This is a genomic window from Vibrio sp. SCSIO 43155, from assembly GCF_023716605.1.
Classification (GTDB): Bacteria; Pseudomonadota; Gammaproteobacteria; order Enterobacterales; family Vibrionaceae; genus Vibrio; species Vibrio harveyi.
Map to the genome: position 1 here is coordinate 2877603 of NZ_CP071852.1, position 16064 is coordinate 2893666.

At 45.4% G+C, this 16064-nt stretch carries 11 protein-coding genes; 10 read left to right on the top strand and 1 reads right to left on the bottom strand.

Annotated features, from left to right (window positions below):
* The first annotated feature begins 26 nt into the window (after positions 1–26).
* Positions 27–1052 carry a 16S rRNA (guanine(1207)-N(2))-methyltransferase RsmC gene (gene rsmC / locus J4N44_RS13675; protein WP_009698733.1) on the top strand — a complete coding sequence of 342 codons (1026 nt, stop codon included), beginning with the start codon at positions 27–29 and terminating at the stop codon, positions 1050–1052.
* On the opposite strand, the gene J4N44_RS13680 is transcribed toward rsmC, so the two are convergent.
* Entirely contained in the window at positions 1049–1282 is a 234-nt protein-coding gene (locus J4N44_RS13680; protein ID WP_029790366.1) for a hypothetical protein, read from the bottom strand. The two genes, rsmC and J4N44_RS13680, sit on opposite strands and share 4 nt — an antisense overlap.
* On the opposite strand from J4N44_RS13680, the gene J4N44_RS13685 reads away from it, so the two are divergent.
* From J4N44_RS13685 to J4N44_RS13725, 9 genes are all read left to right on the top strand, one after another.
* On the top strand, positions 1281–4667 hold the full coding sequence (locus tag J4N44_RS13685; protein WP_009698734.1) for a response regulator: 3387 nt from the start codon (positions 1281–1283) through the stop codon (positions 4665–4667). The two genes, J4N44_RS13680 and J4N44_RS13685, sit on opposite strands and share 2 nt — an antisense overlap.
* 820 nt (positions 4668–5487) lie before the next feature.
* On the top strand, positions 5488–7170 hold the full coding sequence (locus tag J4N44_RS13690; protein ID WP_005446317.1) for an ABC transporter substrate-binding protein: 1683 nt from the start codon (positions 5488–5490) through the stop codon (positions 7168–7170).
* A gap of 170 nt (positions 7171–7340) precedes the next feature.
* Positions 7341–8327, top strand: coding sequence for an ABC transporter permease (locus tag J4N44_RS13695; protein ID WP_005446316.1), 987 nt, complete (start codon positions 7341–7343; stop codon positions 8325–8327).
* Between the two features lie 2 nt (positions 8328–8329).
* Positions 8330–9355: an ABC transporter permease gene (locus tag J4N44_RS13700; RefSeq protein WP_009698735.1), complete on the top strand. Its 1026-nt coding sequence runs from the start codon at positions 8330–8332 to the stop codon at positions 9353–9355.
* Positions 9356–9357: 2 nt separating this feature from the next.
* Positions 9358–10341 (top strand): ABC transporter ATP-binding protein, encoded by a 984-nt coding sequence (locus J4N44_RS13705; RefSeq protein WP_005446313.1) that lies wholly within the window; start codon positions 9358–9360, stop codon positions 10339–10341.
* A 48-nt stretch (positions 10342–10389) separates the two neighbouring features.
* Positions 10390–11385 carry an ABC transporter ATP-binding protein gene (locus J4N44_RS13710; protein WP_005446311.1) on the top strand — a complete coding sequence of 332 codons (996 nt, stop codon included), beginning with the start codon at positions 10390–10392 and terminating at the stop codon, positions 11383–11385.
* Between the two features lie 71 nt (positions 11386–11456).
* The gene (locus J4N44_RS13715) at positions 11457–13196 is read left to right on the top strand and encodes a glycoside hydrolase family 9 protein (protein WP_252044556.1); all 1740 of its coding nucleotides are present in this window, start codon (positions 11457–11459) and stop codon (positions 13194–13196) included.
* 2 nt (positions 13197–13198) lie between these two features.
* Positions 13199–14089, top strand: a complete 891-nt coding sequence (locus J4N44_RS13720; protein WP_009698737.1) for a glucosamine kinase nucleotide-binding domain-containing protein — start codon at positions 13199–13201, stop codon at positions 14087–14089.
* 8 nt (positions 14090–14097) lie between these two features.
* Entirely contained in the window at positions 14098–16017 is a 1920-nt protein-coding gene (locus J4N44_RS13725) for a beta-N-acetylhexosaminidase (protein WP_252044557.1), read from the top strand.
* The last annotated feature ends 47 nt before the right edge of the window (positions 16018–16064 follow it).

The window sequence follows — 16064 nt, forward strand, 5'->3', positions numbered from 1 at the left end:
CTAATTATTTCTGATGAACCAAATTTATGTCTGCTTATATTGCTCCTAGCCAAATAGCTCAGCGCCAACTTGAGTACTTTAACGGAAAACACGTTTTAGTCGCTGGTGAAGTTGAAGATCTATTTCCTCTCGAGTTAGTGGCTCATTGTGAGTCAGTGGAGGTTTTTACTTCTAACTACAGCTACTACCGTCAAATTCGCACATCGAACAAGGTGAAGAGCCACTTTGGCTCAGAGTTTGATATTGAGACACAAGCAGACATGGTGCTTCTGTACTGGCCAAAAGCTAAATCTGAGGCAGAATACTTGCTGGCAATGTTGATGGCGAAACTTGGCATCAATACAGAAATCGTCGTCGTTGGTGAGAACCGTTCAGGTATCAAGAGCATTGAGAAAATGTTCAAAGAGTACGGTCCAGTGAACAAGTACGACTCAGCTCGCCGTTGCTCATTCTACTGGGGTACTTGCCTTAACCAGCCAAAGCCTTTCAATCAAGCAGATTGGTTTAAATCCTACACCGTCACTTTGGGTGAGCAATCACTTACAGTTAAGAGCCTTCCTGGTGTATTTAGCCATGGTGAGTTTGATTTAGGCAGTCAATTACTGCTTGAGACTTTACCTAAACTATCTGGCAAGGTGCTCGATTTTGGCTGTGGTGCAGGAGTGCTGGGTGCATTCATGGCAAAAGCCAACCCAGATATCGCGATTGAGATGTGTGATATTAACGCTTATGCCATCACATCAAGCCAAGCAACATTAGAAGCGAATGGCATAACTGGACGTGTGTTTGCTTCAGACATCTATTCCGATACGGCAAAAGATTATCGCTTTATCGTCAGTAATCCGCCGTTTCACAGTGGTCTAGATACAAACTACAACGCTGCGGAAACACTCTTGGGTCAAGCACCACAATACATGACTAAACAGGGTGAAATGGTGATTGTGGCAAACAGCTTCTTAAAATACCCACCAATTATTGAGCAAGCATTCAATAATTGCGAGACGCTAAATAAGACCAATAAATTCTCGATATACTACGCGAAAAAATCCTAATCTCTCTTTGCGCAGGTGAAATCCTGCGCAAACCTTTGCCAAAATTCATTCAACTCAACGAAAAACTGCGTCTCTCCCCACGCTTTCCAATCAACTTTCTTGTCAAAGAAAAAAAACTCGTTAATTTTGTTAATTCTATCGAATTTAACTTCTTGTCCGTTTTTAACGAGAACCTTGGCAAGCCCCAGTAAATTGGTCGCTGCCCTTTTATGAGTTGTAATCTTATCCATGTTTAAATTCTACAAAAAGCAGAAATTTAAGCGCCTGCAAAGCACGCTAATGACCGCGTTTTTGGTTCTTAGTATCACGCCACTGACGATAACTGCGATTTTCTTCCTGCAATCACACAGTAAAGATCTTCAAGAACAAAGCACATCGCACCTTCTTTCAGTTCGTGATACCAAACAACAACAAATCATCGACTACTTTGCAGCTCAAGAGACTGAAGTCATGGGCTTCGTACGCTCCGAACTTGCTTACGCCAGCGGCGGACGATTCTACGGTTTGGTCAATGCGTTTAGTCGCTTGGGTCACGATATTGATGAAGCCAGAGAAAACGCACAGCAGCGCTATATCAAAGGCAGTGGCGATCAAATCAAAACCTCGATTTTACCGGAATCATCTAACTACGTTGGCAGCGAACGTTACCGCCTATTGCACAAACGTTACCACTGGGCATACCTAGAGCTGTTAAAGCGATCTGATTTTAATGACATTTTATTGGTTGATATTGATGGTAATGTCACTTACTCAATCAATAAAGACGACAACTATGGCACTAACCTACTGACAGGACGCTACAAAGATACGGCGCTAGGGCGCACCTTTAAACGTTTGTCTGAAGATGTAAGTGCACGTCGTAAGGTCAATGAAGATTACACGCCAGTTGTCGTGTCTGACTTTGATATCGAAAACGGTAAACAAGTCGCTTGGCTCGGCGCACCGATTGTCCAACAAGGCTACCTGCACAGCTATGCGATGTTCCGCTTACCAAACAACGGCATTACTAAGCTTATTGCTGAAATCAACCGCGATTCCTCGATTGAAACCTTACTAGTGGGCAGCGATCATAAACCTCGCACCATTAACACCAAACAGGAAGAAATCCAAAACAGCTTAGAGATTGTCGATAAAGCACTCGCAGGCGACACAGAAGTAGGTACTTACAGCAACCGCTTGGGTGAAGAGATGATTGCGGCATTTGCACCAATTGAAACTCGCGGTCTAACTTGGGCGATTGTCGTACAACTTCCAGAAAAAGAAGCCTTTGCTCGAGTCCACCAGCTCGAGAAGCTGTTTGTTATTGCGATGCTGATTGCGATCATCTTGGTTGTGATCGCCTCACACTACTTATCTAATTTCATCACCTCCCCGCTTCTTAAGCTGACTTGGGCAGCAGAGAAAGTATCTGCTGGTGATCTGGACGAAACGACCTTTAATACAGAGCGTAAAGATGAAATCGGTCGACTCGCGATCAGCTTTGAGCGCATGCAACGCTCAATTCGAGAAAAGATCCAAACCATTAAGCAGCAAAATGAAGAGCTAGAAAGCAACATCAAATTGATCCAAAAGCAAAACGAAGAATTGCAGTTGGCAGATAAGCTGAAAGATGAGTTCCTAGCGACAACCTCTCACGAGTTACGTACACCATTACACGGTATGGTCGGCATTGCAGAGACTTTAGTATCTGGTGCTAATGGTGCAATTCCTGCGAGTCAAAAATACCAATTGGATATCATCATCAAAAGTGGTCAACGTTTGGCAAATCTTGTTGACGATTTATTGGATTACCACAAGATGCGCTATGGCAGCATGGATATCCAAAAATCGGCAGTGAGCCTAGCAAGTGCGACTCGCTTAGTGCTTGAGCTTTCAAGTCACCTACTAGGCAACAAGACGATTCGTATCATTAATCAGGTCCCTGCCGATCTAAAAGCGGTGTCTGCCGATCCACAACGCTTGGAACAAGTACTGTACAACCTAATTGGTAATGCAATTAAATATACTTCTGAAGGTAAGATCGTAATTTCTGCCACCGTCGTGGACGATCAAGTCCGCGTACAAGTGGTTGATACTGGCCAGGGTATCCCGGCTGAACATCTTGAGCATATCTTTGAACCTTTAATTCAAGCCGGCCAAGACGCTAGTCGCTACCGTCAAGGCGCTGGTTTGGGTTTATCAATCAGCCGTCAACTTATCGAATTGATGGGTGGATCGTTATATGTAAGTAGTCAACCAATGGTCGGCACTACATTTAGCTTTACTCTGCCACTTGCTAATGAAGAAGAGATTCAAGCAACACAGAGCCTTGCGGCGCGTGGACACTTCCAAATTCCAGAAGCGAACTTTGAAAACAACGACGACTTATCATTACCAGAGAACCCTGATGGTCCGCTGTTGTATGTTGCTGATGACGAACCGGTTAACTTACGCGTTCTTGAAAGCTTCCTAAGGCTTGAAGGCTACCGCGTACGCACTATTTCTGATGGTCCTGAAACACTTGCTTTAATCGAGCAAGAAAAACCAGAGTTGCTTCTACTCGATATCATGATGCCAGGCATGAGCGGCTACCAAGTATGTAGTGAGCTTAGAGAGACCTATGATCACGCAGAGCTTCCAATCATTATGTTGACAGCATTAAGTCAGACAGAAGATCGAGTAAGAGGCTTCGAAGCAGGTGCGAATGACTACTTAACCAAGCCATTCAATAAGCAGGAACTCGCCGCACGTATTCAAGCGCACTTAACCGCAAGTAAAGCAGAAATGCGCCACATCGAGAACAAGTTACTGGAATCGGAGCTGCGCCAGCGTGCTGAAGTAGAAGCTAGCTTGCTTGAGACTCAAGGTCGATTATTAGAACAACTAGAATCAGCACCTGAAGCCATTATTTGCCTTCGCGAGGATCAACGTATTCGCTTTGCGAACGAAGCGGCATGCAAGCTATTTAAACGCAGCTTAGAGCAGTTAAAACGCTCTTCGGCAGATGAACTTATTGCACCTAAATTCCTGACAGTTAAACAACCACATTACTGTGGCAAGATTGATATTTACATCGAAGATATTCGTCAAAACATTGAAGCAGACATTCTCAAATTACCTGAAGGATCTGGTCTAGATGTTATGTACATCTTTAACGTAGGCGGTGGTGCAAACGCAGCTCGTATCCACAATCTAGAGACCGCGGTTGAAGTTCTATCAAGTTATGCGTTTGACGGTGATAAAGACCAATTGCAGAAGCTAAAAGAACTTGGCGGTGAGTTTACTCGCCTTGCAGATAAAGCATTGGGGAACAAGAAAGATAAACAAGAGCTGATGCGCGAAGTATTAGTCGATACGATGACTCATGCATTGGAATACTGGGAATCAGTGACTGGAGAAACTAAGTTTGCTTTTGCGGAGCAAAGTGGTTTATGGCGTGTCTACCTCGACCGCAGTACGTTGCAAACTCGGACACTCGATAAATACATGCGCATTGAGACATTACCAAAAACACCGCGCTGGAGAACAGTTCTAAGCTCAATCGAGTTCATTCTTGAGCACTGTAAAGAACAAAGCCCTGAACGAGCTTACATTGAAGCGCAACGCGATAAAATGCAAAGGCTCCTTACAAGTTAATACCAAACAGCAAATACTAGCCCCGCCACTTAGGCGGGGCTTTTTTATCCCTGCCATTATCCATTGCGCAGTAATGCTTCTCCATACTCACCGTAAGAAGCAAGCAATGAAGCTTACAGAGCAGCGATGGGACTGAGCAATTAACGTATAAGAAGCTGGAAGCAAGCTATCAAAACCAAAAGCAACGGCATTTGTAGAAACAATTCAAGTCGTGTTATTCCTTGCTCATTCCTTACCGTAAATTTTCTTAAAAAGTACCTTTAAAACACTTCCTTTCCTGAATAAAAAAAGCATAATCAGCAGCCCATTTTTGCTGTTAAAACACACTTATTTTTCCTCAACAAGGGAAAATTGAGCAACATTTGATACAGATTGCGAAGTCAATCACAACAGAACGGCAGATTAAATTTCACCTAGTTAATTAACAAAAATTTCAGGTGTGAGCCAGATCCCCAATGCAATACAACCACAGAAAAGCCTCTACATGACTACATAATTAAGTAAGTGAACACTAACACACAATGTTAAAGTGGATATAAACTGCGACGCATATCAACGTTTATTTTTTAGCCTTGGGTGACTTAAAAACGAGCAAAATGACGTTTATGACGGAGTTGGTATGGTTTTTAACGTTTTTAACGGGAATCGAGTTTGATTATTTTGTGGATAAGGTGTTTTCTTACTCCTGCCTAAGGCCTACAGGCCACTCTTAGAGCGACGCAAATTACAGTGAAGCGAAGAGGTGGGCCTTGGAGAGTGTTTATCAATTGATGACATTCAATTCCATTAGTGAAATGAAAGCAAATAGTAAGGAACAGCTATGCTTGCCAATATTAAAAAAACAGCACTAGCAACAGCAATTATTGCAACGGCTACTACAGGTTTCGCATCAGTAGCTACAGCCGCTGAGCGCAGTGAACTGACTATCCACCCTAAAGAGTTTACAACTTTTGTTCGTAACTTTAACCCTTTCTTGGGTGCAACAAACCTGCACACAACTACTGACTTTATCTACGAGCCACTAGTTGTTTTCAACGAAATGCACGGCAACACGCCAGTATTCCGTCTAGCAGAAAACTTCCAAATGTCTGACGACCTAATGAGCGTAACTTTCGACATTCGTAAAGGCGTGAAATGGTCTGACGGTCAAGCGTTTACCGCTGATGACGTTGTTTACTCTTTCAACCTAGTAAAAGAGAAGCCAGAACTAGACCAATCTGGTATCAACTCTTGGGTTACTGGCGTAGAGAAAGTTAACGATTACAAAGTTAAGTTCCGTCTAAGCGAAGCAAACTCAAACGTTCCTTACGAAATTGCTAAAGTACCAGTCGTACCTAAGCACGTATGGAGCAAAGTAAAAGATCCTTCAACGTTCACGAACGAGAACCCAGTAGGTACTGGTCCGTTTACAGAGATCGACACTTTCACTCCGCAACTATACATCCAGTGTGAAAACCCGAACTACTGGGATGCAGCTAACCTAGACGTTGACTGTTTGCGTGTTCCTCAAATCGCGAACAACGACCAGTTCCTAGGTAAGATTGTTAACGGTGAAATGGACTGGACTTCTTCATTCGTTCCAGACATCGACCGCACTTACGCAGCAGCAAGTCCTAAACACCACTACTGGTACCCGCCAGCAGGTACTCAAGCGTTCGTAGTTAACTTCAAGAACCCAGATGCAGCGAAGCACGAAGCACTAACTAACGTTGACTTCCGTCGCGCATTCTCTATGGCTCTTGATCGTCAAACTATCATTGATATCGCATTCTACGGCGGCGGTACAGTGAACGACTTCGCATCAGGTCTTGGCTATGCATTCGAAGCTTGGTCTGACGAGAAGACTCACGACAAGTACAAAGGTTACAACTCGTACAACGCTGAAGGTGCTAAGAAGCTTCTAGCGAAAGCTGGCTTTAAAGATGTAAACAAAGACGGTTTCGTTGATACGCCATCTGGTAAGTCTTTCGAGCTACTGATCCAATCTCCAAACGGTTGGACTGACTTCAACAACACTGTACAGCTTGCTGTTGAGCAACTTGCAGAAGTAGGCATCAAAGCACGTGCTCGTACGCCAGACTTCTCTGTGTACAACCAAGCAATGCTTGAAGGTACTTACGACGTTGCGTACACCAACTACTTCCACGGTGCAGACCCATATACTTACTGGAACAGTGCTTACAACTCAGCACTACAATCTGGTGACGGTATGCCTCGCTTCGCGATGCACTTCTACAAGAACGACAAGCTAGATGGTCTTCTAAACAGCTTCTACAAGACAGCTGACAAGCAAGAGCAGCTAGAAATCGCTCACGGTATTCAGCAAATCATCGCTCAAGACCAAGTTACTATCCCTGTGATGTCTGGTGCTTACATGTACCAATACAACACAACTCGCTTCACTGGTTGGTGGAACGAAGAAAATCCTAAGGGCCGTCCAAACATTTGGGCTGGTATCCCAGAGCGTCTACTTCACGTACTGGACCTAAAACCAGTTAAATAAGTAGAAGTTCATTTCTAGCGGCACACATCCCGTGTGCCGCCTATAAAAATCCCCTTGTGACCAAACCAACATATGGCGCTCGTCGTCAGGGGATTTTTCGCTCTAAATTTCGCTAGGAGCGACCTGAAACCAGAAACAGGGAAAAAATCTGGGTGAGTAAGGTGTGAGTTATGGGTTATTTTTTAAGACGTTTGTCGTTCTATCTTGTCGCGCTCTTGGTTGCAGCGACGTTAAACTTCATTATTCCGCGAGCAATGCCTGGTGACCCAGTTACCATGATGTTTGCTAACGCATCAGTACAGGTAACGCCAGAGCGAATCGCAGCAATGAAAGAGCTGCTAGGTTTCGTAGATGGTCCAATTTACATTCAGTACCTGTCATACATCAAAAACATTCTAAGCTGGGAGCTAGGTACTTCTATCCAGTTCTACCCGCTTTCAGTTAACTCTCTACTAGGTGGTGCATTCGGTTGGTCATTGTTCCTAGCAGGTACTGCAGTAGTGCTATCGTTCTCGATTGCTTCTGTACTAGGTATCTTCGCAGCTTGGAAACGTGGTAGCCGATACGACGCATTCGTAACACCGGGCACACTTATTGTTCAGGCGATTCCACAAATGGTAATCGCGATGCTAGCACTGTTCATCTTTGCCATCGGTCTTAAGTGGTTCCCATCAGGCTACGCATACACCCCGGGTACTGTGCCAGATTGGACAAGCTGGGAGTTCCTAAAAGACGTTGGTTACCACGCTATTCTTCCATTGTTCTGTGCGACGATTGTTCAGATCGGTGGCTTCCTAGTAAACATGCGTAACAACATGATCAACCTTCTTGCTGAAGACTACATCACGATGGCAAAAGGTAAGGGTCTGAGTGAAAACCGTGTGGTATTCAACTACGCAGCTCGTAACGCACTACTACCAAGTGTAACCGCACTTTCAATGTCTCTAGGTATGGCAATCGGTGGTCAGCTAATCATCGAAATGATCTTCAACTACCCAGGTCTAGGTACGGTTCTTCTTAACGCAATTCACGCACGTGACTACCAAGTACTTCAAGGTCAGCTAATCATCATGACGATGTTCATGCTTTGCTTCAACCTAATGGCTGACATGCTGTACATGATTCTAGACCCTCGCCTACGTAAGGGAGGCAAATAATCATGAAAGAACTATTTAAACTGATTTTAGGTAACACGTTCGCACGTGTTGGTTTGGCAATTATCTCGGTATTCATCTTTGTAGCAGTAGCTGCACCTTTGATTACTCAACATGCGCCAGATAAGCGCACTGGTAACCCACATGAATACCCTGGTTTTGTTGTAAAACAAGCACAAAATAACCCTGATGGCTGGGTTGCAAAAAACCTAGCAGATGATCGTCGCACGCTGCTGATGTCGAAAAAAGCAGACCACGTTCTAGGTACATCTCGTATGGGGCGTGATATCTGGTCTCAAGTTGCTTACGGCGCTCGAGTATCGCTGGGTGTTGGTTTCGGCGCGGGTATTATCGTGTGTTTCTTAGCAACAGTTATTGGTATCTCAGCGGGTTACTTCGGCGGTCGTGTCGATGACGTATTGAGTGCTGCAATGAACATTATGCTGGTAATCCCACAATTACCATTGCTCTTTGTACTCGCAGCCTTCATCGGAGAGGCTGGACCGCTCACCATTGCATTGATTATCGCCGGTACCTCCTGGGCTTGGGGAGCACGTGTTGTGCGAGCTCAAACCATGGCACTACGCGAGAAAGAGTTCGTTAAAGCAGCAGAGGTTCTTGGTGAATCATCCATTCGCATCATCTTCGTTGAGATTTTGCCAAACCTTATCCCAATCGTAGGCGCAAGCTTCATCGGTTCGGTAATGCTAGCAATCAACACAGAAGCCGTCATCTCGTTCCTAGGTCTAGGCGATGCCAATACCATCAGTTGGGGCATCATGCTGTACAACGTACAAACTTCATCAGCAATGCTTATCGGAGCATGGTGGGAAGTGCTAGCTCCTTGTATTGCACTGACTCTATTGGTTACTGGTCTTGCTCTACTGAACTTTGCAGTAGATGAAATTGCTAACCCACAACTTCGTTCTCACAAAGGCATGAAGCGCTGGAAGAAAATGGCAGCACAAGACAAGAAAGAGCGTGAGCCAGAATTGGCACCACAAAATGCACTATGGAGCGGAGATAAATAATCATGACTGCACCACTAATTTCTATCCGTAACCTATGCGTAGACTACATTACAGACGCGGGCGATGTCCGCGCATGTAACAACGTTAGCTTCGACATTGCACCAGGCGAAGTATTCGGTCTGGCTGGTGAATCTGGCTGTGGTAAATCCACTGTTGCTTTCTCGCTAATGCGCCTTCATAAGCCGCCAGCGTTTATCACAGGTGGTGAAGTTATTTTCAATGGTGAAGATATCCTCAAATACAGCGATGAACGCATGCAAGCGTTCCGCTGGAGCGAAATGTCGATGGTATTCCAAAGTGCGATGAACGCTTTGAACCCAGTACTAACGATGGAAGAGCAGTTCTGTGACGTCATTATGCGCCACACCAACATGACTCGCGCTCAAGCAAAAGTACGTGCAGAAGGTCTATTGGAAATCGTAGATATCCACCCTAGCCGACTAAGCGATTACCCACACCAATTCTCTGGCGGTATGCGTCAGCGTCTGGTTATTGCTATCGCTTTGGCTCTGAACCCGAAAATGATCATCATGGATGAACCTACAACGGCACTAGACGTGGTAGTTCAACGTGAGATTCTGCAAAAAATCTATGCACTTAAAGAAGAATTTGGCTTCTCGATTCTGTTCATCACTCATGACTTGTCATTGATGGTCGAGTTCTCTGACCGCATCGGCATCATGTACTCGGGCGAGTTGATTGAAGTCGCGCCTTCTAAGCAAATTTTGGAAAGTCCTTACCACCCTTACACCAAAGGTTTGGGTAGCTCTTTCCCTCCACTAACTGGTCCTAAGACCAAATTAACTGGTATTCCGGGCAACCCTCTGAACTTATTAGAAGTTCCACAAGGCTGCCGTTTCCAAGCTCGCTGTGACCGCGTCCATGAAGCTTGTACAAGAGTACCAACTCAGCTACGTCAAATAGAACCTGGTCGTCTCTCAAACTGCCACTTGTACGGCGACACCATTGCTCAAGCTAAGGTTTAACAACAAAAAATAACGCTAGCTAAGAAGAAAATTACACTGGAGAGAATTATGAGCAAACAATTCGGCGAACTGCTGATTGAAGGTAAAAATGTCGTTAAAGACTTCCCTTTAAACAGTAACTCAATCAAACAATCTAAGATGCGTGCAATCAACGACGTATCTTTCAAAATGTACAAAAGCCGCGGTTTGTCAGTAGTAGGTGAATCTGGTTCAGGTAAATCTACTACCGCAAAAATGATTGCGAAAATGTATGCACCAACGGATGGCATCATCGAATACAAAGGGCGTGACATCCAAGACATCACCTCTCGACACGATTTGATGACCTACCGTGAAGGCGTACAAATGGTATGGCAAGACCCGTTTGGCTCGCTAAACCCAACACACAACATCTTCCACCATATTGCTCGCCCACTGCTGATCCACAAAAAGATCGCTCCGGGCAACAAGAAAGAGTTGGAAGAGCGCGTGTATGATTTGTTGGAACAAGTTGGTCTGATTCCACCAAAAGAGACGGCACAAAAGTTCCCGCACCAGCTTTCTGGTGGTCAGCGTCAACGCGTGAACTTAGCTCGCAACATTGCGGTTGGTGCAGAAGTGGTATTGGCTGACGAACCAACATCAATGCTTGATGTATCGATCCGTGCTGGTGTTCTCAACCTAATGGAAGAAATGAAGTTTGAGAAGCAAATGTCTCTGCTTTATATCACTCACGATATCGCGACAGCACGTTACATTGCTGAAGATCTTGCAGTTATGTACGTGGGTCACATGGTTGAATGGGGAGACACTGAAGAAATCATCCACGATCCGCAACACCCATACACACAACTACTGGTTTCAGCGGTACCCGATCCATCGAAGTCAATTCACGAGAAGTTGAAAGGTAACAAAGGTGAAATCCCACTGTGGACACCAGAATCAGTCGGTTGCCCATTTGCAGGACGCTGCGTTCATGCCACAGAAAAATGTCGTGAGCGACTGCCAGGTGTGACTCAATTGTCCGATAACCATTTTGTTCGTTGTTACTTATTCGAAGATTAATCATAACGAGGGTCAGGTATCAATCTGACCCCTTTTTCCCTTTGTATTTTATTGTTTCCCGGAGAAATTGAATGCTGCTACTGACTAACCATATTGGTTACGAGCGTCTGGGTCCTAAGAAAGCGATCATCCAGACGAGTCAACCACGTCTGTCTTCTTATACTGCTTTATTGGTTTGTGCCGACAGCCACCAAACTGTTGCGACACTGACAGTAGAAAAGCAAGGCAAAGTGGCAAACTGGCATCAAGGTCATTTTTACCTTGTCGACTTTTCTTCATTTAACACTCCCGGTAACTACTACCTTCGCTTCGATCATTTGCGCTCATCTCACTTTGAGATTGGAGAGCATGTTCTTCTCGATCGTACGCTGTCTGATGTGATCCATTATTTTAAATCTCAACGCTGCGGCGGCATTTTCGATCAACAAGATCGCCAAGCACCGCTACTTAACTCTAGCGAAACCGCAGATGTTCACGGCGGTTGGTATGACGCATCAGGCGACGTCAGTAAATATCTAAGCCATTTGTCATACGCAAACTACCTAAATCCACAACAGACACCGATGGTAGTTTGGAACATGTTGAAAGGATTATCTCTGCTCGAAGGTAACGACAAACTGGCTAATTTCACGGCCACTCGTCTTGTTGAAGAAGCGTTATTTGGCGCAGACTTCCTTGTTCGTATGCAAAATGAAAAAGGCTTCTTCTACATGACTGTGTTCGACAAGTGGAGTAAAGATACAGCGCAACGCGAGATTTGCGCGTATGAAACTCAACTTGGTCATAAGTTCGATGACTATCAAGCAGGCTATCGACAAGGTGCAGGCATCAGCATTGCAGCATTAGCTTCAACAGCACGCCTAGATGTTCATGGCGAATTCGACCAACAAAAATACCGTAATGCGGCAGAAAACGGCTACTGGCACCTAAAAGAACACAACACCCAATACTTGAACGATGGTGAAGAGAACATCATCGATGAATACTGTGCGCTTCTTGCCGCTGTAGAGCTATTTAAGACCACCAAAGAGATACGCTACCTAGAAGAAAGCCGCGTATGGGCAAAACGTCTTTCAACTCGCCAAACAAGTGATGAGAACATTCAACACTTTTGGAGTGCTAATCAAGATGGCAGTCGACCTTACTTCCATGCAGCAGAAGCAGGACTTCCTGTGATCGCACTATGTGAATACTTAACCATCGAAGACGACTCTGAGCGCGTATCGGTAGCAAAGCAAATCATCACTCAAGCGTGTGAATTTGAAGTCTCTATTACCAACAAAGTGAAGAACCCATTTGGCTATCCACGCCAATACGTAAAAGGCGTAGATGAAGCGAAACGGGATGCGTTCTTTGTCGCACACAACAACGAATCAGGTTACTGGTGGCAAGGTGAGAATGCTCGCCTAGGTTCACTGGCAACCATGGCTTATGGGGCACTCCCTTTCATTGAGTCAAAAGCGCTAAAACAGCAGCTTTCTAAACTCGCACAAGATTCTATTAACTGGATTGTGGGGCTGAACCCATACGACATGTGTATGTTGGATGGTCATGGTCGTAACAATCCGGACTATCTTCCTCAATACGGTTTCTTCAATGCAAAAGGTGGCGTGTGTAATGGCATTACCGGCGGTTTCGAAGATGAGGAAGACATTGCATTTAATCCACCAGCGCAGAAAGACGACATGCTTCAGAACTGGCGCTGGGGTGAACAATGGATCCCACATGGTGCTTGGTTCCTACTCGCGGTGATGAGTCAGGCTCAGCACATCTCGACTTTAGCCAACTCTCAAGCCTTCAAGGAGCAATAAACATGGGGATGTATTTTGTAGGTATTGATGGAGGCGGCACGTCATGCCGCGCTCGAATCAAAGATGCACAAGGCAACTTCATTGGTGAAGCCAAAAGCGGCAGTGCAAACATCATGCTGGGCGCAGACATCGCGATGGCGTCGATTCTTGAATCTATTGCTTCAGCGGCAGCACAAGGCGGGCTAACTCAACAAGATTTCGCTTCTATGCACGTAGGTCTGGCTCTAGCAGGTGCGGAACATAAAACCTCTTGGCAAGCATTCATGGCTTTGGAACACCCATTTGCCAGTATGACACTCAATACCGATGCTTACGGAGCATGTATTGGTGCGCATAACGGTGAAGATGGCGCAATCATGATCGCAGGAACAGGTTCATGCGGCATTTTCCTCAAAGGTCTCGAGCAACATGTCGTTGGCGGTCGTGAGTTCCCAATCTCCGATCAAGGTGGCGGTGCAGTCATGGGGTTGCGTCTGATCCAACAAGTCTTGCTGGCAGAAGACGGCATTCGCGAAAAAACACCTCTAGCAGCACACGTAATGGCACATTTTGAAAATGATATCGACAACGTAGTGGCATGGTCTAAGCAGGCTCTACCTCGCGATTACGGTCAATTCTCTCCAGCAATTTTCCAACATGCTGAACAAGGTGATGCACTGGCGATTGAAATGCTAAAGCAAACCGCAGCCGATATAGAAATGTTCTTAGTCGCGCTGAATAAGCGTGGGGCTACTCGTATCTGCCTAATGGGCAGTATCGCAGAGCGAATCCTGAACTGGTTATCTCCACCAGTTCAACAGTGGGTGGTTGAACCTCAGTTTGATGCGATTGAAGGGGCCATTATGTTTGCTGGTAAGCCAGAACATAACCTTTACTCGGTGAGTGTTGAGTAGGAGTGAACATGGAATATCGTGTTGATTTAGTGGTCCTTTCTGAACAAAAACAAAACTGTCGCTTTGGACTCACCTTTCATAATTTGAGCGACCAAGACCTAAACAGCTGGGGCTTAACTTTTGCTTTCGATCGTTACATTCTTCCAGATAGCGTTTCAAATGGTCAACTTACTCAGATTGGTAGTTTTTGCACACTCAAACCAGAAGGTATAGTGCTGGCTGCCAACCACCACTATTACTGTGAATTCAGCATTGGCTCTAACCCATTCCGTTATTATTCGGATGGCTTTAATGAAGCAATGATCGACTTTGTCGTTGATGGTCAACCTCAACGTGCTCAGGTCGACGTCACCCCTATTGTTTTGGCTTCACCATATCGGGAACGCAGCGATATTCCAGCAAGCTTAACGCACGCTCAACCGTTACTGCCAAAACCAAACCATATTGAAGTCAGCGACCACTCGTTCACTTTTGACGAACAAGCTGGCGTTGCAATTTATACCGACTTAGCTAACTCAGCCAAAGCGTGGTTACTAGAAGAGCTCCAGCGTATTCACCAATTTACACTTTCTTCTTCTAACAGCGGCAAAATCATTTTCAAAAGCAACCCAACACTGGATGAGGGGGCATATAAGCTCAAAGTATCAGAAGAGTCGGTCAAGATTGAAGCAGGCTCTTCATCTGGCTTTACCCATGCTTGTGCAACTTTATTGCAGCTACTAAAACGAGATGAAGCAACCAAAACCATGGAAGCAGTGTGCTGTTCGATTATAGATAGCCCACGCTTTCGTTATCGCGGCATGATGTTGGACTGTGCTCGCCATTTCCATTCCGTAGAGCAAGTAAAACGCCTGATCAACTTGTTGGCGCATTACAAGTTCAACACGTTCCATTGGCATCTCACTGACGATGAAGGCTGGCGTGTCGAGATCAAATCACTGCCTCAGCTTACGGAAATTGGCGCATGGCGTGGTATCGATGAAACCATCGAGCCACAATACACCCATTTATCTCAACGCTACGGCGGCTTCTACACGCAAGAAGAAATCCGAGACGTTATCGCATTTGCAGAGCAACGTGGTATCACCATCATTCCTGAAATTGATGTACCTGGTCATTGCCGCGCCGCAATTAAGTCTCTGCCTCACCTCTTAATTGAAGCAGAAGACACCACTGAGTACCGCAGCATTCAGCATTACAACGATAATGTCATTAACCCAGCTCTTCCGGGCAGTTACGAGTTTATCGACAAAGTACTTGAAGAGATCGCTGCTCTATTCCCTGCTCCTTATGTTCACATTGGCGCGGACGAAGTGCCTAACGGCGTGTGGTCGAAAAGTCCTGCTTGCCAAGCCCTAATGGAGCAATTGGGTTACACCGATTACAAAGAGCTGCAAGGTCACTTCCTGCGTCATGCAGAAGACAAACTGCGCAAACTGGGTAAACGCATGCTGGGTTGGGAAGAAGCTCAACACGGCAACAAGGTCAGCAAAGATACCGTGATTTACTCATGGTTGAGCGAAGAAGCAGCATTGAACTGTGCTCGCCAAGGCTTTGATGTGGTGCTGCAACCTGCACAAACTACTTATTTGGATATGACCCAAGACTACGCACCAGAAGAGCCTGGAGTGGACTGGGCTAACCCGCTGCCATTAGAGAAAGCTTACAACTACGAGCCGTTAGCAGAAGTGCCTGCTGACGATCCAATCAGAAAACGCATTTGGGGCATTCAAACCGCTCTATGGTGCGAAATCATCAACAACCCATCGCGCATGGACTACATGATTTTCCCTCGCCTGACTGCCATGGCAGAAGCATGTTGGACTGAAAAACAACACCGCGATTGGACCGACTATTTATCACGGTTGAAAGGACACCTACCTCTGCTTGACATGCAGGGAGTGAATTACCGTAAACCGTGGAAGTAATACCAAGCCAGATGCCAACGTATCACGCTTAAAGAGTTTTTAAATTT